General features: G+C 63.5%; 6 protein-coding genes. 3 read left to right on the top strand and 3 right to left on the bottom strand.

Annotated features, from left to right (window positions below; genetic code table 11):
* Positions 1-173: 173 nt before the first annotated feature.
* Positions 174-5,063, top strand: a complete 4,890-nt coding sequence (locus PRJ_RS16820; protein WP_371928125.1) for an NEL-type E3 ubiquitin ligase domain-containing protein — start codon at positions 174-176, stop codon at positions 5,061-5,063.
* Between the two features lie 6 nt (positions 5,064-5,069).
* Here PRJ_RS16820 and PRJ_RS16825 read toward each other — a convergent pair whose 3' ends face one another.
* Positions 5,070-7,574, bottom strand: a complete 2,505-nt coding sequence (locus PRJ_RS16825; protein ID WP_104962020.1) for a UvrD-helicase domain-containing protein — start codon at positions 7,572-7,574, stop codon at positions 5,070-5,072.
* 185 nt (positions 7,575-7,759) lie between these two features.
* Here PRJ_RS16825 and PRJ_RS16830 point away from each other — a divergent pair, with 185 nt between their 5' ends.
* Together PRJ_RS16830 and PRJ_RS16835 are read left to right on the top strand one after the other, a co-directional pair.
* Positions 7,760-8,458, top strand: a complete 699-nt coding sequence (locus tag PRJ_RS16830) for a pirin family protein (RefSeq protein WP_010953491.1) — start codon at positions 7,760-7,762, stop codon at positions 8,456-8,458.
* A 214-nt stretch (positions 8,459-8,672) separates the two neighbouring features.
* Entirely contained in the window at positions 8,673-11,444 is a 2,772-nt protein-coding gene (locus PRJ_RS16835) for an amino acid adenylation domain-containing protein (RefSeq protein ID WP_104962021.1), read from the top strand.
* Between the two features lie 26 nt (positions 11,445-11,470).
* Here PRJ_RS16835 and PRJ_RS16840 read toward each other — a convergent pair whose 3' ends face one another.
* Complete coding sequence (locus tag PRJ_RS16840) at positions 11,471-11,956, bottom strand: isochorismatase family protein (RefSeq protein ID WP_020190308.1); 486 nt, start codon at positions 11,954-11,956, stop codon at positions 11,471-11,473.
* Between the two features lie 161 nt (positions 11,957-12,117).
* Positions 12,118-22,944 carry a peroxidase family protein gene (locus PRJ_RS16845; RefSeq protein ID WP_104962022.1) on the bottom strand — a complete coding sequence of 3,609 codons (10,827 nt, stop codon included), beginning with the start codon at positions 22,942-22,944 and terminating at the stop codon, positions 12,118-12,120.
* Positions 22,945-23,328 lie beyond the last annotated feature (384 nt).

The raw sequence follows: 23,328 nt of genomic DNA on the forward strand, positions 1-23,328 counted from the left end.
CCTTGGCTGAAGCCTGCACCATGACCTGCCTCACCCTCTCGCAGATCCTCCCTCGCTGCCAGCCCGCCACCGACCCGCGCATGCGCAGGACCGACCGCAGCCAACAACTATCTACCGCACCCCGGCGCCTTGATCAGCGTGGACTATCTCCCCCCACAAAAGAGATGGTGACCATGACAACCCCGACACCGTTGCATCAAAGCCAGATAACCCGATCGTTACCGAAATGGAGCAAGGCGCTCCAACCCACGCATACACGCAAAGTGGTGCAGAGCCTGTACAAGGAATATCTCGATGAAGATGGCAGCCCTTACGCGTGGTATGCCACTGCCGATGAGCCAACGCGTGAGCAGTTGCACAACGCATTGCAAACCCGTAACAAACGGCTGGCGCAAGTCAAACAGGCGCTGGGCGAGTTCAAGGACATCATCGCGTTCTGCGGCCCGCTGTTGACCGAGCGGTTGAAGCTGAATGTGCCTGTAGACAGGGCGCAGTATGTCTTCCAGCCCTTTGAGTCAGAGGCCAACATCTGGGTCGGCGTTCCCGATGTGGAAACGCCTTTGGTCCCGGACGTGGAAGCGGATGTGCTGGCTACTCGCCCGGTCGGCCAGCCGCAAACACGCAGCTTGCTGGAGGCTGCCCTGCACAACTTCGAGGGGCTGGACGAAGTAGGCCCCTACAGCAGGCTCACCAACGCCGCTGGCAGCGACACGCCCCTGGCAGGCCTGACGATGGCGGACTTCGTCAGACATTGTCGGGCGCTGGACCTTGGCAAACGTTATCAAGACCATCTGCTTGCAACCCATGAAGGCGCCAATCGCGCTGAAATCCAGCGCCTGTCGATTGCAGCGAACCGTGAGGCCTTGAGGGTCCAGGCATTGATCGCCAAGCTCAAAGGCCTGCTGAGCGAGGCCGGGCTCGATGCGCTTGGGCAACTGTGCGACGGCAAGTCTCACCCCACCTATGAAAACGAGGCGTTGCATTGCTGGCACTTCAACCTGTTCGATATCCCCGTCCACGAAATACTGTTCATCGGGCCGGACAACCCTTACCGCACGAACCCCTGCATTGTGTATGTCCCTGGCGACAGCGAGCACCCGGTAAGGGAGTTCGCTTCTCGTCAGGAAGCGGGCAAGCACCTGCGCAGCCGGCTATTGCAAAGCGAGTTTCGCCGCGCCTTGGTGCATTTCGCCTACAAGGACAGGCAAAAAGAACTTGCCGTAAAGCTGGAAATTGCGCTGTTCGAAAAGGATGAAGCGGGCATACGCAAACCCCGAATCATGCCAGTGATCCCTTTCACGCTCTCGCCAATCCGAACCGACCCTTGGACGAACCTATACAACGCACACCTTGCGCGCATGAAGGCCGACGCAAAAACCATTGCTGTGCCTACCGCCGAAGTCGACGCCAACGCCCGCAATGAGCGTCTGAAGTACTGGTTCGACCTGGGGATGAACGTGCTGAATGTCGCCGCGTTCTTCGTGCCGGGGTTGAACACGGTCATGCTAGGCGTTTTTGCTTACGACCTGATGAGCTCTGTTTTCACCGGGTTCGAGGCCTGGGAAGAAGGTGATACCCGGCAGGCACTGGCGCAGCTGGAATCATTGGCCATCAACGCGGGCGTGATTGCCGGCTTTGCAGTGGGCACCAGGATCGTCCAGGCGTCTGGCTTTGTCGATGCACTGAAAAGTGTATGGCATGAAGACAAGGAAGTGCTTTGGCATCCCGACATGAAACCCTATGCGAGCACGGCGGCTATTCCTGAGGGGGCTCAACCCGATTTGCTCGGCCATGTGCACGTCGACGGAAAGACCTACCTGAAGCTGGATGGGACCCTGTACGAGGTGTTTCAGGGCGCTGATCAGCAATGGCGCGTGCGCCACCCCGAGGATGCGCAGGCCTATGCCCCACGCTTGCTGCATCATGGTAACGCCCGCTGGCAACTGGCCCATGAACAGCCTCTGGAATGGGACCGTGAACAGCTTGCGCGCCGCCTCGGCAGCCATAGCGCAGGCCTGGACGACAGCGAACGGGACCATGCCATGCGCACTACCGGTACCGATCCAGACGTGCTGCGCCGCACCCAGGCAGCGGGCCTGCGTCCACCCGCTTTGTTGATCGACACGCTGCAGCGGTTGCAACTGGACAATCAGACCCAACAGATCATCAACTGCGTACGCCATGGGTTGCCGCTGGCTGCGTACAAGAACTTTGCCTTGCCTGAGTTGCTGCGCCTGCCGGGGTGGCCCGAGGGGAACGTGCTGAAGGTTTACCAAGGGCCAGAACCCTGGGGCGAATCGGTGCGCTACGGCCCCCCTCACACGCTGGGCCAGACAGAAATCGAAATTACCCGTACCGACCTGGACAATGGCCAGTTGAGCCAGACCGTGCTGGATCAGATGGATGAAGAAGCCATTGAGCAGTTGCTCGGTGACACACCCACTGAGCACCGATCGTCCGCACTGAACAACAAGCTCGCGCAACACCTGGAACAGCATCGCGAGGCGCTGTTCGAGAGCCTGCAACAACGACGCCGTCCCACACACCCACCCACTGCACAAACCCTCGCCCGGCAGTTTCCCGGGCTGCCGGACAGTGCGCTTGAAGAATTGCTTGCCAACCTTAGCAACGCCGAACGGGAACGCCTGGCAAACGGACGGGTGCCGCTTCGCGTTGCCGAGGAAGCACGTCTTCTGCAAGCTCGAGCGCGGCTTGACCGCGCCCTCCTCGGCCTGTTCAGGCCCAGCCTGGCCAACGACGACAGTCTACGCATCAAGCAGGCGCTGCAAGCCGCGCACCCGCAGGCTGACCCGGCCCGGTTGCTGCAACTTGCCCTTGGTGATCGCCAGCACTGCGCCTCACTGCTTGGCCAACAGCCCATCAACCCCAGGTTCCGCTCCCCTTTGCGATTGGCCAACGGCCAGCTGGGCTATCCCCTGAGCGGCCGTGGCCTGCAGGGACGCGCCTTGCCGGCTGCACGTCGACTCCGGGCGCTCTACCCCGAACTCAGCAGCGAGCAAATCACCGGGCTACAAGCCGAACTGGCTCGAGGAGGCGACCTGGGTAGTGCGATCAACCAGCTGGAGGTCGAGCAGCGTACTCTCAACCGAGATCTCAACCGTTGGGTAAGCACCGCCCGCACCCTTGAAGAGCGCTTTGATCGCCAGCAATGCACCGAGCGACTGATGAGCGCTTCCCGCCGTGAAGGTGGCGCGCAAGCCGAAACACTGGTACTGGACCGTATGCAGCTCGAAGCGCTACCCGCTTTCACTGCACGCATGCCGCATATCCGCAATCTCAGGCTCGAGGGGCTGCAGATGCGGCGCCTGGAGGGCAGCTTCCTGGCAAACTTCCCTAACCTGGAAACCCTGGAAATCGTCGGCAACCCGGACATCGATGCCGAGACATTGTTCGAGGCGCTCAGGTCGGCACCGCGGCTACGCGAGCTGGGCCTGACCGACAATGGCCTGACCACCCTTTCACCCACCGCCCAACAGGCCATCGGAGCAATGCCCGGCTTGCGACTCCTGTGGCTCAGCCGCAACCGGCTGCAACTCGACACCACCAGTTTGGGCTTCCTGACGCGCTTGCCCCTGGATGCCCTCGGCCTGGCCCACAATCAAATCACCCTCGACGAAAGCCTTGCTGCCCAGTTTCAGGACATGATCCACCCCGTACTACTGCACTTTTCAGGCAACCCACTGCAACTGGCACCCGACCTGCGCTTCATGGCCCGTCTTGTCCACCTGGAGCTTGAGCGTTGCGAACTGCAGCAGTGGCCCGACAGCCTGACCGTCCTGATGAGCCAGCCCCAGTACCAACTGCGCTATCTGAACCTTTCGTCCAACCGCATTCGTACCCTGCCAGACTTGCCTGGTGTGCTGCGTACCCCGTTTGCCCGCGATGTCGCCGCGCACTTGCCGGAGCGCCGCTGGCTGTTCAACTACAACACCCTGGAAGCCCAGACACGTGCACGCCTGGGCAGCAGCGGCGTCAACGTCTTCGAGCACGCAGAAGACGTGCCACTGTGGCAAGGCGTTTTCCGTGGCGAGGCGAGCAATGCCGAGGAGCAGCTGTGGAGCGACCTGTTCGACCAAGGTGAAAACGCAGCGCTGCTGGGCGTACTCGAACGTCTTGCCCAGTCGGCAGAAGCGCAGCGTGATGGCGAGGCCCTGAGGGCGCGCGTCTGGAAGCTGCTGGATGACGCTGCCCACGACACCGTGCTGCGTGAGCGCCTTGCCACCGTGGCCGGCGACTTCCCGCCAACCTGTGGCGACGCGGGTGCCGACGCGTTCAGTGCCTTGGAGATAGAAGTGCTGGCCCACGAAGCCGCAGCCGTCGCCGGCAGTCGACCAGCTGATCTACTGAGCCTGTATGGCAAGTTGTATCGACGCAGTCAGGTCAATCAACTGGCCGATCGCATCAGCTGGAGAAGGTCCTTGCGCAAACAGGCGCTGCTCGACGGGGCCTTCGATGAAAACCTCCCCCCCTACGATGAGCTGGACGACCCCTCAGCCTTTCCGGACAGCGAACTTCAAACGGGGCTGGTGGACGATGTGGAGGTACGTTTGGCCTTGCGCCAGTCGTTGGCCAGCGCGCTGGACTACCCCGAGCCGAGCCGAGGCATGCTGTACCGCAATACGGCCAGAATCAACGACACAATCATCGAAATGGTGAAAGCTGCGGTCCTTTCCCTGGACAGGGATGCCATCGCTCGGGAGCAATGGTTGACCCAGCAGCCGGGCTGGGTCGAGTACTTGAAACGAGAGCATGCGGCCCAGTTCAGCCTGATCACCGACTTTTGGCGGCCAGGCCTTGATTACCTCTATTACTGCCTGGATGAAACCGCCGAGCCGGTGACATACCTGGACAGCTCGGTGCGACGAGCCTTGGCCAGGGTGATGCCTGAAAGCCCGGTGGATGCTGACGGCAGGCTACGTCGCGTGGTGCTCAACGAGCAGCAGTATCGCCAGGGCGTTGACGCGCTGACTGCCGAGCAGCAGCAGGTTGAAACCGGTCTGCTGACCAGCCTCACCCGCCAGACGCAAACAATCGGCCGCTGACCCCACTCACTGCCCGCGCAGGTCTTCGAAGAAGGCCTGCTTGCCGTCCACCTGGCTGGACGCCCGTGGGGCCGCTGCGGCGTCACCATTGGCGGCCTCCACGTGCCAATAGCAGTGCTGTACTGCACGGGTCACCGCCACGTAGGCCAAGCGCTGCACTTCTTCCTTCTGTGCCGTATCGAACGGTTGGGCATCACCTGCCTTGCCCAGCCCGGCCTGGCGGTATACCTGGTTCTTGTAGGGTGAGCTGGTCAGGTACTGGCAGTCACCCAGCATGAATACCGCATCGGCCTGCAAACCCTTGGCACTGTGATAGGTCAGCTGGCGCAGCCGGCGCTGTTCGGCCGGTAGCGCCGCCTCGGCGTGCAGCACGCTTTGCAGGTGCTCGTTCATCAAGGCCCGGTCACTGCCCTTGCGGTACAGCATCATGACCGTCTCACCCCGCTGGTAGTGCTCGACAAGCGTTTCGCCCAACGCAGCCTCGTCACGGTCGAACACCTTGACCGGCGAGCCGGGCAACTCGGCCGCCGGGCCACTGGCGCGGGCTTTCTTGCCGGCAATCGCCGGGGTGCCCTTGACCAGGTGCTCGGCCGCATCGATCACCTGTTGCTGGCAGCGGTAGTTGTCGACCAGCATCACCCGCGTATTGGCCGGCGACGGGAAAGCCTTGGTGAACTCCATGAAATACTTGGGCGAACTGCCACGCCAGCCGTAGATCGATTGCCAGTCGTCACCCACGCACAGCAACGACGAATGCTGGGCATGGCGCCCGGTGTGCATGGCCGGGCCGCGGCGCCGTATTTCAGCGAGGCTGGCACGCAACCAGCTGACGATCTGCGGCGACACGTCCTGGAACTCGTCGATCATCAGGTGCGCCAGCGGCCGCAGCAACGGATCGGGCAGCAAGTGCAGGTTTTCTGGGTTGTTCTCGCCAAACAGGGCGAACATGCGGTTGTAGCTCATCACCGGCGGCGACTGGTCCAGCAGGTGCGCTTCCAGGGCTTTCCAGTACAGCGCCAGGGCCTCGAAGAACAGTGCATCGCTATCGCCGGACGGAAAGCTCATCGCCGCCACTGCTTTGTTCACCTCCAACCCCAGGTTTTCGATGAAGTTGGCGGCACCGACGAACGCATCCAGCAGCGGCGCCGGGGCCAGTTCGCCCTTGACCTTGTACTCGAAGCCAGGACCGGCCACGGCATCGCCCGCCAACGATGCCGCCAGGCGCCTGGCCATGGCGTAGTTGTCGAGCCAGATCAGCGGCCTGTCGCAGAACGCCTGCAGCAGCGTGCGCTTGACCGCCCACTCGGCACGCACGGTCAGCTTGGCGCCGGGGCGCTGGTATTGCGCGCTTTGTGCGGGGTCGAAGCCCAGCACCACCAAAGGCCCCTGGCCTTCCAGGCGGCCGTGCACATGGAAGCGGCTGCCACGGATGTCGACCGTTTCGCGGCAGGGCTCGATACCCTTGATCGGCCAGACGCCGGCGGCAAACCACAGGTCCTCGATCACGTCGCACAGTTCTTCGTCGCGCTGGGCGGCCAATTGGGTCACCTGTGCGCGCTTCTGCACATCGGGGTTGTTCGGGTCCAGCGGTTTCAGTTGCAAGGCTTCGCTGCGCAACTGGCCGACCAGCTCGGCAAAACGCGGGCTCTCGCCCAGCAAGCTGCTGTAGCACTGGTTCAGCTGCTGGCGCTGGGCATCGTTCAGGCGCAGGTCGAACGGGTTGCTGTCGGCCTCGGCCTCACGCCCCGCAGGCATCTCGTGGCCCAGTGTTTCAAATGCACGCACCTGGCCGAAGCCCGGCAGGCTGCGCACCAGCGGCAGGATGCGCGAATGGAACGTGCGCACCAGCTCGCGGGCCTGCACAGGCTGCAGGTTGATCTGCCAGAGGGCGAACACCTGCAGCAGGCGCTTGATGAAGTCCTTGCGCGATTCGCGGGTGAAGGTGACCACGGTCATCGCATCCAGCTCGTAACCCAGGTAATGACGCAGCAGCAGGATGCGCAGCACCAGCGACGTGGACTTGCCTGCCCCGGCGCCTGCCACCACGCAGGTAGACGGGGTGTCACTGAAGATCAGCTTCCATTGCGCGGCGCTGGGCTGGGCTTCGGCGGGCAGACGCTGGGCGACATCGGCCTTGAAGCGCTTCTTCAACTCGGCCGTCAACGGCAGGCGCCAGTCGTCGAACAAGTTGTCATCCTGGCCTGGCACGGCGGCGCTGTCGGGGCGCGTATCGCGTATCACCAGCACCTGGCGCCCCGCTTCATAGCCCTCCACCCGACCACGCTCGAACCCTTCACGCACGCCATCGGCATGGCCAGTGCGCTGGCCTGTGGCGTGGCCGAGGAACCACGAGTCGCGGTGCTGGGCTTGCAGGCGGGTCAGGCCACGCCCCAGCAGGCGGGCGGCCAGGCGGCGAAACCAGGGCAACTGGGCAGGAGGGGTAAGGTCGGCGGGGGCCAGGGGTTGCTCGTGGGCCACGGTCACTCCGTTGAAATTCAAAACAGCAGGCATGTTCGCCGCATCGACGAAAAATCGCCAGCGAATGCTTGCAGATCAGTGGATTAGGCGATGAAGCGAATAAAACGCCGCAGAAAAAGCATCTATAAATCAGATTGTTTTAAGCCGATATTTACGCTTATTTTCGATGTTTCGATAGCGCATCATGGCGTCATTCCACTGATTCAAGGAGCACGACCATGCTGCAACTGCGACCCTTCGAAAGCCTCGGCCACGCCAACCATGGCTGGCTCGATGCCCACCACCATTTCTCGTTTGCCGAGTACTACGACCCGGCACGCATGCACTGGGGTAACCTGCGGGTTTGGAACGACGACCTGATCGCAGCCGGCAGCGGCTTCCCGCCGCACCCGCACCGCGACATGGAAATCATCACTTATGTGCGTGAAGGCGCGATCAGCCACCAGGACAGCCTGGGCAACAAGGGCCGTACCGAAGCCGGTGATGTTCAGGTCATGAGCGCCGGTACCGGCATCGTGCACAGCGAGTACAACCTGGAAGATATAGATACACGTATTTTCCAGATCTGGATCGTGCCGGAGCGCACCGGTGAAGCACCGCAGTGGGGTAGCCGGCCGTTCCCCAAAGGCGAGCGCGGTGAGGGCTTCGTGACCTTGGCCAGCGGCCGCGCGGGTGACGAGGACAGCCTGCAGATCCGTACCGATGCCCGCCTGGTGGCTGCCACCCTGCGAGCCGGTGAAACCGCCGAGTACCGCTTCGATGCCGAACGCCGGGGTTACCTGGTGCCGGCCAAGGGGCTGGTGGAGATCAACGGATTGCGGGCCAAGGCGCGCGATGGCGTGGCGATCGAGCAGGAAGCGGTGCTGCGGGTGACCGCCATCGAGGACAGCGAGATCGTGCTCGTGGATGTGGCCTGAAAACCAGGCCTGTGACAACCCATGTCGCAGCGCAAGGCGGCTCCCCTGGAACAACCGCTAACCCGTAGGGTTAGCAGGGTTTTGTGGGGGCTGGCTTGCTGCGCTGGAGCTCCCGGCTATCGCAAGCAGCGATCATGCATTGGCGCCATCAGCCAGCCTGCACTAGCGTTGTGCTACCAGCCAGCCCAACGTTCCTGCGGAGCACTCGATCATCATGCCGGACCTGCGCCCGAACCCGACGCTGTGCCTGGCGTACCGTGCCGAACAGCCCATCCACCACGCGTTCATCAAGCAGGCCAGCCGCTGCCCGGCGGCCATTGCCATCATTGGCCAGCACACAACCTGCAGCTACTCCCAACTGGAGCAGATCAGCGCGGGCATTGCCGCGTTTCTGGTTAAAAACGCCGCCAGCGGCACCGATCGTGTGGTCATCGTCACCCATCGCAGCGCCGCCCTGGTATACGCCATGCTCGGCTGCCTGCGTGCCGGCCTGGCCTTCACCGTGGCTGACGCCGCTTACCCGGCCGCGCGTATCGAGCAAATCGTCAGCACCCTGAAGCCTGCGGTGATACTGCGCTGCGCCGAGGCCACCGTCGACGTCGGCCAGCCCATGGTCGTCACGGTGCCTGAAGCCCCCGCTGAGGCGCTGCAGGCCTTCGCTGGCCAACCTGTCGCGCTGCCCGCTGTCAGCCCTGAGCAGCCGGCCTACATCACCTTCACCTCGGGCAGCACCGGTGAGCCCAAGGGCATCGTTACCCACCACGCACCGCTGGTGCACTTCATCGACTGGCATGTGCGCCAGCACGTTTTTACCCAGGCCGACACCTTCTCGCTGCTTTCTGGCCTGGGCCACGACCCGGTATACCGCGACGTGTTCACGCCACTGTCGCTTGGCGCGACCATTGCCTGCCCGGCCCAGTCGACCCTGACCGACCCCTCATGGCTGGCCGGCTGGCTTCACCAGCACGGTGTGAGCGTGATCCACCTCACCCCGCCGCTGGGCAAGCTGATCGAAACTGGCGCACACCTGAACGGCCAGGTTCTCGACCACCTGCGCTACCTGTTCTGGGGTGGCGATGCACTCAGCCCGACGCAGTACCAGCAGGTCCGCGCCATCGCACCGAATGCCGTCAATGTGAACTTCTACGGCACCACCGAAACCCCACAGGCCATGGCTTTCCACACCCTCGACCCGGAAATGGACAATGCCCGCGTGCCCCTGGGCAAAGGCATTGCCGATGCACAGTTGCTGGTGGTCAACCCGGCCAACCAGCTGGTCAACGAGGGCGAGACAGGCGAAATCCTGATCCGCAGCCCCTACCTGTCACGGGGATACTGGGGCGACCCGGGGCTGACCGAAGCCAAATTCATCGCCAACCCGTTCACCGCTGACACGGCCGACCGCTGTTACCGCACGGGTGACCTGGGCACCTATCTGGCCGATGGCAGCGCCAGTTTTCTGGGGCGCGCTGACAGCCAGGTGAAAATCCGGGGGCATCGCATCGAGCTGGCAGAAATCGAGAACGCCATCTGCCGTCACCCGCACATAGGGCAATGCGTTGTCCTGGCCAACCACAAGGGTGCATCGACCCGGCTGGTGGCTTATTGCGTCGCGCAGCAGGCCATCCGTGCTGACGAACTGCGCCAGGCCCTTAGCGGCCAGCTGCCTGACTACATGGTTCCGGCGCTGTTCGTGTTCCTTGATGCCCTGCCGCTCACCCCCAACGGCAAGGTCGACAAACGCGCGCTGCCTGCGGCATTTGACGACAGTATCAACCCACCGTTGTCACCCTTGGCCGAAAAGCTGAGTACAGCCTGGGCCCGCATCCTCCAGGTACCGCGCCTGGACGCCAGATTGAGCTTTGTCGAACTGGGCGGCGACTCGCTGTCGTTCGTGCAGGCCTCGCGTGTGCTGGAGGCGCTTATCGGTCACCTGCCTGAACGTTGGGAAACCCTGCCGGTGTGCCAGCTGGCCGAGCTGAGTGCGCCGCCCAAAGGCGCGTGGCGGGTAATGGAAATGCCGGTGTTCATCCGCATGCTCGCCATCATCCTGATTGTGGTCGGCCACCTGGGTGATTTCGACCACTGGCCGATACTCGGCGAAACCTCGGTGCTGTTCCTGGTCTCCGGCATCGCCCTGGCGCGCTTTCAGCTCAAGGCCATCGAAGCGCGTGGCGATGCACGCACGCTGCTCAGGCCACTGGCAGCCATCGTGGTACCAACACTGTTGTACAGCGCATTGATCCAGCTGGTATTCGCCCGGCTGCACTGGCAATCGCTGCTGCTGGTTTCCAACTGGTTCCCCGCCAGCGAGGTCAGCCTGTTCAACTATTGGTACATCGAAGTGTTGGTGCAGATGATCGTGATCATTGGCCTGGTGCTGTCGATCAGGCGCGTGCGCCAGGTGCTGATTGCCGACCCGTTTCGCTGGCTGATCATCGCTGCCTGTGCACTGGTGGCGCTGGATGTGCTCCTCAACCAGTTCGTATTCGACGCCAGCGCCCTGCTCAACCGGGTGCCCCAGCACTTCCTGGCGGTGATGGTACTGGGCATGGCCGTGCACCATGCCGACACGACCTCACGCAAATGGGTGGCCAGTGCAGTGGCCGTGCTGGTGGTTGGCGAGTTGGACCTGATGGCGCTTGCCGGTGTTGGCTGGCAAGCGTTTACACACTATGTCGACATCGCCCTGCCAGCGATGCTGGCACTTGTCTGGTTCCGCTCGGTGCCAGTACCCGCCCTGGTTGCACGGGCAGGTGCGGTGATCGCTTCGTCAACCTTGTATATCTACCTGACGCATTTCCAGTTCGAGTCGGTAGCGGAGCATGTTTTCAGGCACCCGCTGTTCGAGATAGCCCTGGCACTCGCTGGAGGGGTACTGGTGAGCTATTGCTGGAACACCCTGTTGCGTCTGCTGTTTACCCGCAGGCGCAAGCAGCATCAGGCGCGTGGAGCCGATCCAGCTGAACGCGCCACCTCTGTCTGAACGAAGATGACCCGCCAGCGCATGCACTACTCGCGTCCGGCCAGTTCAGCCAGCACCTCGGCCGAGGTGGTGACCTGGCGGAAGTGGTGCTTCCACAGGTCGGTACCCAGCTTGCCCGAGCGGTCCAGCGACGACCCTATTGTCATGTCTGTCACCAGCGTGGGCATCAGCCCTGCATCGAACAGGGCAAAGCCGGCGGCCAGCACGCAGGTTTCGGTCTGCAGCCCACACACCAGCACCCGCTCTACACCCAGTTGCCGGATGTACTCGATAGCTTCGGCACTTTGCCCATAGCCATGCTTGACGAACACCTGGTCGGCCTCGACCAGGCTCTCGTCCTCGGCCGCCGGGTGCCAGCCGAGCTGGCGTTCGAACGGCGTGACCTGTTCATCGTGCAACTCGACCGAGGCTATGGTGGGAATGTTCGCTGACAACCGCCGCAAACCATCGACCAGCCACTCGGGCGGGCTGAAGGTGGACTGAACATCGACGATGAGCAAAACCTGGCGCATGGGCGGATTCCGGCACGGGCAAAAGGCGCGGAGTATAACGCGAAGCAACTGCCGTGGTCGCTGGACAAGCCCGGGGCAACATTCGGCGACCCCTTGCGCGGGAAAAGGGGGCTGTTGCGCAGCCCCCTGCTGTACCCGTAACAGCTAACCCCTGCGCCCCCTCAACCGGCCAGGATGAAGTCTGCGGCGGTCACCGTGGTTGCATCTGCCACCCCCACCAAACGTATGGAGTCGGCAGCACCGATGCTTACCAAGGTGTCCGCACCAACATCGGCGATGGTCACACTGGCACCAAAGGTGGCTGCGGTGATGTTGAGGGCGGTGATATCCAGCCGGTCCTGGCCACCCGCCGCAATGGCATCGAAATTGATGATCAGGTCGTTGCCAAAGCCTGCAGCGAACTGGAACACATCGTTGCCATCGGTGGCGATCATGGTGTCGTTACCGGCCCCACCCACCACCGTATCGTTACCTGCCGCACCGTTGAGGAAGTCGTTGCCGGCCCCCCCGATCAGGGTGTCGGTACCCACGTCGCCGAACAATGTGTCGTTACCATCGCCGCCCAGCAGGGTGTCATTGCCGTTGCCGCCATCCAGGCTGTCATCGCCAGCGCCCCCGTTCAGGTTGTCGTTACCGGCCTGCCCCAGCAACGTGTCGTTGCCGTCACCGGCATCGAGGCTGTCGTCACCTCCCCCACCGCGCAGTTGGTCGTCACCCAGGCCGCCGAACAGCTGGTCGTTCCCGGTGTCGCCGTTGAGGATGTCGTTGCCGGCATTGCCGTTGAGCACATCGTTACCGCCGTCGCCGCTGAGCGTGTCATTACCTGCCCCACCGTCGATGATGTTGGCCAGCCCGTTACCCGTGCCGGTGAAGTTGCCCACCCCGGTATAGGCCAGGTTCTCGACGTTGGCGGCCATGGTGTGGCTGGCCAGCGTGGTACGCACAAGGTCCGTACCGGCCCCCGTCGCCTCGACCACCACATCCCCGGCGTCATCCACCACATAGGTGTCGTTGCCCACGCCACCCACCAAGCGGTCGGCACCCGCACCGCCGTTGAGCAGGTCGTTGCCGCCCCCCCCCGTGAGGGTGTTGGCCAGCGCGTTACCGGTACCGGTAAAGGCGCTGCTGCCGGTATAGGTCAGGTTCTCGACGTTGGCGCCCAGGGTGTAGCTGGCCAGGCTGGTCTGCACCTGGTCCGTGCCACCATTGAGTGCCTCGGTGACGGTATCCCCGGCATTGTCGACCAGGAAGGTATCGTTGCCGGCACCGCCATTCATGGCATCTGCGCCAAGCCCGCCGTTGAGGGTATCGTTGCCATCCTCGCCATTGAGGAAGTCAGGGTCGTCACCGCCATTGAGGATGTCGTTGCCAATGCCACCGAACAGCTGGTCGCTGCCGCCCAGGCCGTTGAGCGTGTCGTTGCCGCCCAAGCCCGAGATCACGTCATTGCCTGCGCCACCGGTCAGGGTGTTGGCTCCATTGGTACCAACCAGTACAACACCCGGTGGCACGGTGACTGCAGCGGTCGCCGCCGAGGTCAGCGACTCCAGGGTGCCGAAGCCGTCGGTGTAGCGCACGATCACCCGCAGCTGCTGGTTACCCTGGGCGAAGCCAGGGGTGAAGGTGGCCGCCGTAGCCCCGGCGATATCGGCGAAGGTGCCGCCGGTGCCTTGCTGCCACTGGAAGCTGAAGGCCCCCAGGCCGTCGATGTCGGCAATTGCGCCGGTGAGTGCGGTCAGCGTCTGGCCCTGGTCGGGTGTGGTGTCACTGATCAGCAACGCACCGGTCGGCGCATCGTTGACGTTGGCCACCGGGTCGAGGATGTCGGAGGCGACGCTTTCCTGCACGCCAAAGTCATCCACGTAGCTGACCACCACGCGCATGTTCTGCCCCACTTGCGCCTGGGTCAGGACGAACGTGCTGCTGATGGCGCCAGCGATGTTGACCCAACCGACACCCCGGTTGGACTGCCACTGGAAGCTGAACTGAGGGTTGCTCAGGCCGTCGGCATCGACGATGGTGGCCGGGTTGGCGGTGAGCGTCTGATTCTGCACCAGCAGCCCGGTCACGGTCGGCCCGGCGCTCGGCGCGCTGTTCGGCGACGAATCGACGATTTCCAGCGTGCCCTTGGCATCCTGGTACACCGCACGCACGCGGATGTTCAGGCCGGCGACATCGTCCGTGACGCGGTAGGTCGTACCGGTGGCCCGTGTCGCTTCACCAGCGGCCACTACCGTGATGTCTTCATAAACCCCGGAACCCGGCAGCGCCTCGACTTGCCAGTAGTAGGCCACGGGGCCGTTCACCGCACCGGTCGCATTGGTTGCGCTGACATTGTCCGCGTCATGCACGGCGAGGTTGCTTACCCTCAGCAGCTGGCCACTGACTGGCGTATCATCGCGCAGGCCGGTGGTAGCATCGAGAATCGCCAGGTTGCCGGTGGGGCCGGCGTTGACTGCCGTACCGACGCCAGAGGCCTGCGAACTGTCAGAGAACTGCAGGCGCTCGATGCCGGTCAGGTGGTCGACGCCATCACGACCGGCCACCAGGTCGGTAACGGTCACCGAGTTGCCATCGACCACCACGCTGTAGTCGGTGGACACCCCTGAGAACACCGCCGTGTCGAAGTGGTCGGTACCGCTGAGGATCTCCCGCACGATCACCAACTGGCCGGGGTTGTAGGTGCCATTGAGCATGAACGGCACCATCGGCTCCATGCTGTTGAAGCTGGCGATTTCCGGGCCGGTGCCATCAGGGTTGGCGCGTACGCTGATGCGCACGTTCAGCCACTTGTCGCCGTCGAGGATATCGTCGCCACCCCGGCCTTCGAGCAAGTCGCTGCCGCTGCCGCCGAGGATGATGTTGCCGCCGTCATAGAAGGTCGCACCGGCCGCCAGCAGGCCGGCCAGGCCGTCGATCAGGCTGATGTTGGTCAGCACGCTGCCGGTAGCACCTGCAGTAGGCAGCGAGGTGGCGTCTTCGCTGTCACCGCGCAGGTAGTCGCCATGCGCCGACCCCGACAGGCCTTCCATGATGTCGAACCGCACCAGCGTCGAAGCGCCCGAACCCGGTACCGGTGGCACATCGAAGAAGCGGTCGCTCATGTCGATGGACACGCCCTGGGCCAAGTCCTTGAAGGTTGCCCAGTCGTAGCCCGAGCCACCAATGTAACGGTCGCCAAACCCCAGGCTGCCGACCATGATGTCGTCGCCGCCTTCACCGTTGAACTTGTCGTTCTCGTTGCCGCCGACAAATACGTCGTTGCCGATGACCGGGTCGTTGCCGAGCGGGTCGAAGTTGTCGCCAGGCGCGCCGTCCGAGGTGCCCTTCTCGATCCAGTCGTCACCTTCGTTGCCCATGTCCTGCTCGTTGGCCTTGCTGCCGAGGATGAAGTCATTGCCTTGGCCGCCGATGGCTTCGGAGGCGTCCTCACCGGTGACGATGAAGTCATTGCCGAAACCGCCGATGATCAGGTTGACGCCATTACCGCCGTGCAACACATCGTTGCCGTCGCCGCCCTGGATGTTGTCGTCACCGCCCATGTCGCTGATGATGTCGTCGCCGGCCCCACCGCGCAGCTGGTCGTTGCCGTCGCCACCTTCGATGCGGTCGTTGCCGGCATCACCCCAGACCGTGTCGTCGCCTTCGCTGGAGACCAGAATATCGTCCCCGTTGGTGCCGCCCAGCACGATGTGCTCGGCACCGGCATAGCGGATGTAGTGGGTGTCTGGGCCAGCCGTCAGCGGGCTGTCGCGGAACACCACCTGCTCGCCGTTTTCGCCCAGCGGATCGGCGCTGCCAAGGCCCTCGTTGTACTGCTTGGTCTGGTCCAGTTCCAGGTAGAAGCCAGGGTCGGAGAACACCAGGCCTGGCAGGTGGGTGGCCGAGCTGTTGGCCATGATCAGCTTGGCAAACGAGTTGCTTTCCAGCTCGGCGTTCATCGACAGGCCCGCCGTGCGCTCCAGGTAGTAGAAGCGGTCGCCGTCCTGCAGTTTCTCCATCTGGTTCTCGAACACGAAGTTGAAGGTGCTGCCGAGCATGCCGCCAAAGGGCGCTTTTGCTTCCGCCAGGCCGCCGATCCACAGGTCGATGGCATCGACACCGGTCACGGTGACTGCCTTGAGGTCATCGGCAGTACCCAGTACACCGTCCTTGCCGGGCAGGGTCACGTTGGCCCAGGCGCCGCTGCTGTTGAGGAAGTCCATGCGGTCGGCGGGTGCGCCATCGCCGCCGAACACCAGGGCCATGGCCGCGGCGCGTTTTTCCAGCAGGGTGGTGGCATTGGTGATGGTGCTGTGGGTGCCGTAGGCCGCGATGAAGTTGATCAGCGACTCTGGGTGCTTCAGGTGTTGCACCAGGTCGACCCAGCTGGTGTACGGCTTGAGCTGGGTATCGCCGGTTTGCCCGTAGATTTCGCGGCGCACAGCGTTCAGCGAAGGGATACCGACGTCGCGGCCACGGGCGATGTTGATCGCTGGCAGGTCCAGTGGCAGGCCGAGCAGGTTGTTGCGCAGCGCCTCGGTGACGAACTCGTCGATTTCGTTACCGGCCTGGCGGGTGACCCCGCGCACGATGGCGCTGGTGGCGTCCTCGGGGGTAACGCCACTGGCGGCATAAGCCAGCGGGTTGAGGAAGGCCGCGATCAGCCCCAGTTGCTGGTCGGGGTTGGCGCTGGCCGGGTCCTGGATGACGTTGAAGTCGATGTCGAAGCGGTCGACAGTCTCGGTCAGCATCGAGTGGCCGAAGCGGTATACGGTGTGGGCGAACTCGGCCACGATCGAGGCATCGAGGTCGACGTCGTATACCTGGGTCGGGGCAAAGAACAGGTCGACCCGAGGTTGCACGGTGCGGGCGAACTCCTCGAACACCAGGTGCTGGTACTGCATTTCGGTGCCGAACTTGGCCGCCTGGAACAACCGCTCGCCATTCCACACCAAGGCATCGATCTCGGCCGGGGTGACTGGCAAGGCGCTGACGGGGTTGAGCAGCCATTCGTTGAGGAAGGCCAGGTCACCCGAGTCGAGCACGGTGTCCATCGTCTGCGCCACCAGCCGGTTGTGCTCGGAGTGGAAGATCGCATGCACGGCGGTCAGGCCGATGTTCTCGTTGACCCGGCCATCACCGGCGATGTAGTGCGCGTCCAGCAGTTCGTTGTCGTAGGCCAGGTTGGCACCGGTCTGCGGGTTGACCGGCACGGCATTGCCGGCCACGTTGTCGGCATCCGGCGCCAGCACGCCGCCACTGAACACCGGCGCGGCATTGTGGGCGATGTCGGCAAGGAACTGATGCCCGGTACGCACGGCGTTGGTCAAGTCGAGCGGTGCCAGCGGGTTGCCTTCGACCTCTTGGTCATCAGCGGTGCCGGCAATACCGTCCAGGCCTTTCATCACCACCATCGGGTAGCCGTTGGGGCCTTTGATGAAGTTGCCGTAGGCGTCGGTGGCCAGCAGCGGCACGTTGTCGACGTCGGCATCGGTCAGGTTGATGCCGAGCAGGTCGCGGGCCTGGGCCTTGACCACCTTCCAGGTGGCCATGCCGCCGATCTCGCTGTCGTCGGCCGTGCCGAACCTGCCATCAGCGCCCAGGTCGCGATTGGTGATCAACCGTCCCGTGGCGACCGGGCCGTCGTCAGTCATTACATAGGCGCGCAGGAACACCTGGTGCGAGGGATGCGAGCTGTAGGTCTGGTTCTGGTCAACGAATGGCGTGGTGGTGTTGGTGTGTTCGCGGATGTCGTCGGCGTTGCCGAGGATGCCGTCCGGCCCAGGCAGGTTGGTGGCACGGGTTACCACCATGAAGTTGGTGAAGCCACCCTCCACGTACAGCGGGTCATCCGGTTGCAGCGGGATATAGATGGTACCGGAGCCGCCCTTGGTGACCAGGTCCAGGCCATGGTCGAAGAACTGCCCGAAGAAGGTCATCCACGCGTTGAACGGCGCAGACAGCCCGGCATCGGCAGCGGTGTTCTCGAACAGGTACACGTCATGGTCGTCGGTGGTGCCGAACTGGCCGTCCATACCTGGGCTGGCGACGATGCGCACGCCATCCTTGAGCACGTCGTCGTTGCCTGCGGCGCCGAAGTTGAGCACGCCATCGACACCCGGGTCATACGCGGCGGCATAGGCTGCCGGGTTGTTGGAGGTCTGGTCGACAATCAGGTTGCTGATGGTACGTGGCTGCGAATCGAACACCGGCCCGCTGGTCTGCTGGTACGACGAGCCCGGGATCGCGGGGGAACCTGGGCCGAAGAAACCGGCTGGCGCACCTTCGGCCGGGTTGAATACCGGGTCGGTCACGCGCGGGAAGACGTTGTCGGCGGCACCGTATTGGGTGTTGTTGTTGCCGTTCAGGTTCATCAGGTTGTTGTTCGAACCATCCACCGCACGCAGGCCCAAGGCTGCGCGGACGTTGGGGATCAGCGAGAGGATGTCCTGCCCGGCGGCATCGGCCTCGGCAATCTTGATTTGCGCGAGGATGAAGTTCAGGTCGGAGCGCACCATGTGCAGGCCGGCACCGCCGTCACTGGCATCCACCACCGGGGTGGCCGCTGTCGGCACCACGGGCGCGCCCGGTTGCACCACGGTGGTAGGCTGCGAGTACAGCACTTCGGTGGTGCCATGGGCATCCTGATAGATCGCCTTGACCCGCAGGCTCAGCCCGGCCAGGTCTGGAGACACCTTGAACGAAGTGCCATCGGCGCTCTGGAAGGCCAGGTCGCCGGCCGGTAGCAGGATGATGTCCTGGAACACACCGCTGCCCGGGTCGGCCTCGAACTGCCAGTAGTAGGACACCGAACGGTCGGCGAGCGAGCCAGTCGGGTTGCCCGCACTGATATTGTCGGCGTCGCGGACGGCGGCCACGCTCACCGTCAGCATGTCACCCACGGTAATCGCACCGCCGTTGCCGTCGAGCAGGGTCGGGCTGCCGGTGGGCTGTGCGTTCACCCCCTCCACCAGTACGCGCTGGCTATCGGCAAACTGCAGGCGTTCGATGTGCAACAGGGTATCGACGCCATCGCGGCCGGCCACGGTATCGGTGACGGTCCAGACGTCATCGGCAACATCGGCGGTGCCCTTGGTGTTCTGGGTCACCACGTACTCGCTCTGTAGCCCAGAGAATACTGCCGTGTCGAAGGCGGCCCCGCCGGTCGAAGTGCCGGGCAGGATTTCGCGCACGGCCTTGAGCTGGCCGGGGTTGTAGGTGCGGTCAAGCATGAACGGAATCATGTCGGTCATGCTGTCGAAGCTGGCGATTTCCGGGCCGGTGTGGTCGACGTCGCCAGGGGCGTAAACGGCGATGCGCACGTTGAGCCACTTGTCGCCATCGATCAGGTCATCGCCACCCCGGCCTTCGATCAGGTCACTGCCATTGCCGCCGAGCATGATGTTGCCGGTGGCAAAGCCGGTGGTGGGCAGGCCGGCATCCGCCAGGAACTGCTGCAGCCCACGTATCAGCGCCACGTTGGTCAGCGCACTGCCGGTGGCGCCGCCATGGTTGAGAATGGTCACGGCATCGACGTCGTCGCCCTTGAGCACATCGGCGTAGGCCGAACCGGACACCCCTTCGACCTCGGCGAACCTGTCCAGAATCGATGCCGGCGAAGCGCCCACCGGGTTGAACACGCCAGCGTTCTGGTTAGGCGCGTTGCCATGGGGCTGAGCCAATGCGGCCAGGCTGAGGTCCACGGTGACACCGACGCGGTCATTCTTGTTGGTGACCCAGTCGAAACCGGACATGCCATCCATTTTGTCTTGGGCATCGCTGCCGACGAAGATATCGTCGCCGCCCTCACCGATCATTTCGTCGAAGCCGCCGCCCCCGACGAAGATGTCGTTGCCAATGACTTCGTCACCCAGCAAGGGCGCGAAGTTGTCACCAGGTGCGCCGTCCTGGGTACCCTTCTCGATCCAGTCGTCACCCTCGTTACCGGTAGGTGGCAGGTTGGTCTTGGCGCCGAGGATGAAGTCGTCGCCCTGGCCACCGAAGGTGGTGCTGATGTCCTCGGTGGTGATGATGAAGTCCTGGCCATCGCCGCCCAGGATCAGGTTACCGGCAACCCCCATGCTGCCAGCGACGATCACGTCGTTGCCGGCATTGCCTTCAAGGCGGTTGTCGCCGAACGAATCGGTGATGATGTCGTCGCCCGCGCCGCCCAGCACCGCGTCGTTGCCGGCGCCGCCTTCGAGCACGTCATCACCGGCATCGCCATAGAGGGTGTCGTCACCTTCGCCGGAGATGATGATGTCGTTGCCCGCGGTGCCACCCAGCACCACATGGTCTTCACCGGTGTAATGCAGGAAGTTGCTGTCTGGCCCGACGGTATCGGGGTTATCGCGGATCACCAATGGGACGATTTCAACCCCGTTGATCTCGATGCCGCCAGTGGGGTCGGCCTTGCCGTCGGCGCCCAGCCCGGTGAACTGGTTGGCCTGGTTCACTTCCAGGGTGAACGTGGGAGTGAGGAACACGGTGTTGGACAGGTGGGTGACGTCGGAGTTGGCCATGATCAGCTTGGCAAAGGAGTTGTTTTCCAGCTCCGTACCAAAATTCATGCCCGCCGTGCGCGACAGGTAGTAGAAGCGGTCACCGTTCTGCAGCGCTTCCAGCTGGGTTTCGAAGACAAAGTTGAAGCTGGAGCCAAGCATGCCGCCAAACGGCATTTTCTTCTCGGCCAGGCCGCCGACCCAGAAGTCGATGGCGTCGACCCCGGTCACGGTCACCCCGGCAATGTCGTCGGCCGTGCCGGCGATGCCGTCCGCGCCGGCCAGCGTCACGTTGGCATAGGCACCGGTGCCGTTGAGGAAGTCGAGGCGGTCAAGGGGGGCGCCGTCTCCGCCAAGTACCAGTGCCACGGCGGCGGCGCGCTTGGCGGCCTCGGTGGTGGCCCCGGTAATGCTGCTGTGAGTGCCGTAGGCGGCAATGAAGTTGATCAGCGACGCCGGGTGCTTGAGGTGATCGGCAAAGTCGACCCAGCTGATGTAGGGCTTGAGCTGGCTGTCGCCGGTGGCGGCATAGAACTCGCGGCGGGCCTCGTTCAGGCTGGGGATGCCGGTATCACGACCGCGGGCGATGTTCAGCGCAGGCAGGTCCAGTGGCAGGCCGAGCAGGTTGTTGCGCAGGGCTTCGGTGACGAACTCGTCGATCTCGTTGCCCACCTGGCGGGTAACGCCGCGGATGATTGCGCCCGCCGCTTCATCGGCCGTGGCCCCGCTACCGGCGAACGCCAGCGGGTTGAGGAACGCGGCAATCAGGCCCAACTGCTGGTCGGGGTTGGCCGGGTCGGCAGAAACCGGGTTGAACGCCGGGTCGTAGCGGTCGACGGTTTCGGTCAGCATCGAGTGGCCGAAGCGGTACACCACATGGGCAAACTCGGCGAGGATCGCCGGGTTGATCGAGGTGTCGTAGCCGTTGGGGGCGAGGAACTCGTCGATCTGCGGCTGGATGGTGCGGGCGAACTCTTCGAACACCAGGTGCTGGTACTGCATCTCGGTGCCGAACTTGGCGGCCTGGAACAGCCGCTCGCCATCCCACACCAGCGCGGCGATGTCGGCAGGCGTGGTGGGGATAGCGGTTACGTCGTCGATCAGCCACTCATTGAGGAACGCCAGGTCGCCCGCGCCCAGCAGGGTGTCCTTGGTCTGCTGCACCAGGCGGTTGTGCTCGGAGTGGAACACATGGTGCACGGCGGTCAGGCCAATGTTCTCGTTCACCCGGCCGTCACCGGCGATGTAGTGCGCGTCGAGCAATTCGTTGTCGTAGGTCAGGTTGTTGCCACCCTGCCCGACCGGCTGCGCGTTGCCCACCAGGGTGTCGGCGTCAGCCTGCAGCGCCCCCCCGACCACCACCGGTGCGGCATTGTGGGCGATATCGTCAAGGAAGCCATGCCCGGTGCTCACGGCATTGGCCAGGCTGATTGGTGCATTGCGGTCGCCCTCGACCAGCTGGGTGACGTCATCGGCGGTGCCAGCAATGCCATCGGCGCCGTTGTTCACGCGCATGACCACCTGCGGCATGCCGTTGGGTCCGCGCAGGAAGTTGCCGTAGGCATCGGTGGCCAGCAGCGGCACGCTATGCACGTCGGCATCGGTCAGGTTGATACCCAGCAAGTCGCGGGCCTGGGCCTTGACCACTGCCCAGGTAGCCATGCCACCGCTTTCGCCGTTGCCATCGTCGGCGGTGCCGAACTTGCCATCGGCGCCCAGATCACGGTTGGTGATCAGGCGCCCGGTTGCCACCGGCTCACCTGCGGCGTTGACCGTGTATTCGCGCAGGAACACCTGGTGCGAGGGATGCGAACTGTAGGTCTGGCTCTGGTCGACGAAGGGCGAGGTGGTGTTGGGCTGGCTATCGTCAGCGGTACCCACCACGCCATCGGCGCCGGCGGTGCGCACGGCGCGGGACAGCACCATGAAGTTGGTCGGGCTGCCGGCCACGAACAGAGGGTCGTCCGGGCGCAGCGGGATGAACACGATGTCGGTGCTGCTCTTGCTGACCAGGTCCAGGCCGTGGTCGAAGAACTGGCCGAAGAAGGTCATCCAGGCGTTGAAGCCGGCGGTCAGCCCGGCGTCTGGCGACACGTTCGGGATGAAGAACACAGGCTTGTCGTCTGCGGTGCCGAATACGCCATCGATACCAGGGCTCATCACCGGCGCGGCACCGCCGTTGGCCTCGACGGCGGCCGGGTTGTTGGCTGTCTGGTCGACGATCAGGTTGCTGATGGTGCGCGGTTGCGAATCGACGACATTGCCGGTGCCGACATAGTTGGCGCGGTAAGACGCTTCGAGCAGGCGCAGGAACGAGTTGTCGGCTGCGCCGAACTCGCTCTGCCCGGTGACCAGGTTGTTGTAGCTGCCATCCACCGTGCGCAGGCCAAAGGGTACCTGGCTGTTGGGCAACAGGTCGATCAGGCTGGCGCCATCGGCGTGTGCCTCAGCGATGAAGATCTGTTTGAGGATGAATTCAAGGTCCGACTTGCTGAAATTGGCCATTGCAGTTGCCCTCGATCTGTCCGGAGATGACACAGGGCAACAGGGTCCTTCCCGCGCCCAGTCAGTGTTGACGTGCGCAGAATCTGGTTGGGTGTACCGGGCTCAGTAGCCCAGCACTCGTGTGCTGAAACCTCTGGCCTCTTCTTGGCAAGCAGGCACCCCGTTGCGGAGGGCCCCTGTAAACCGTGCGCAACAGGTGTAACGCACGTGCATCGATCCCAGCTCGCACAGGGCCCGAATACTTCAGACTAAAGTCGTAGGCCAAAAGCTTGTCAATATTTCGTCAAAAAAAATGTTAGACGATGATAATGCGATGCAACTCACTGTTTTTCTGCAACTTATAAAAAGTTCAAAGTATTTATAGAGCGAAATGATATTACTGGA

Source organism: Pseudomonas sp. XWY-1, assembly GCF_002953115.1.
GTDB lineage: Bacteria > Pseudomonadota > Gammaproteobacteria > Pseudomonadales > Pseudomonadaceae > Aquipseudomonas > Aquipseudomonas alloputida.

Coding starts and splice junctions, on each gene's coding strand:
- PRJ_RS16820 (WP_371928125.1), top strand. CDS start 174: ATGACAACCCCGACACCGTTGCATCAAAGCCAGATAACCCGATCGTTA.
- PRJ_RS16825 (WP_104962020.1), bottom strand. CDS start 7,574: ATGCCTGCTGTTTTGAATTTCAACGGAGTGACCGTGGCCCACGAGCAA.
- PRJ_RS16830 (WP_010953491.1), top strand. CDS start 7,760: ATGCTGCAACTGCGACCCTTCGAAAGCCTCGGCCACGCCAACCATGGC.
- PRJ_RS16835 (WP_104962021.1), top strand. CDS start 8,673: ATGCCGGACCTGCGCCCGAACCCGACGCTGTGCCTGGCGTACCGTGCC.
- PRJ_RS16840 (WP_020190308.1), bottom strand. CDS start 11,956: ATGCGCCAGGTTTTGCTCATCGTCGATGTTCAGTCCACCTTCAGCCCG.
- PRJ_RS16845 (WP_104962022.1), bottom strand. CDS start 22,944: ATGGCCAATTTCAGCAAGTCGGACCTTGAATTCATCCTCAAACAGATC.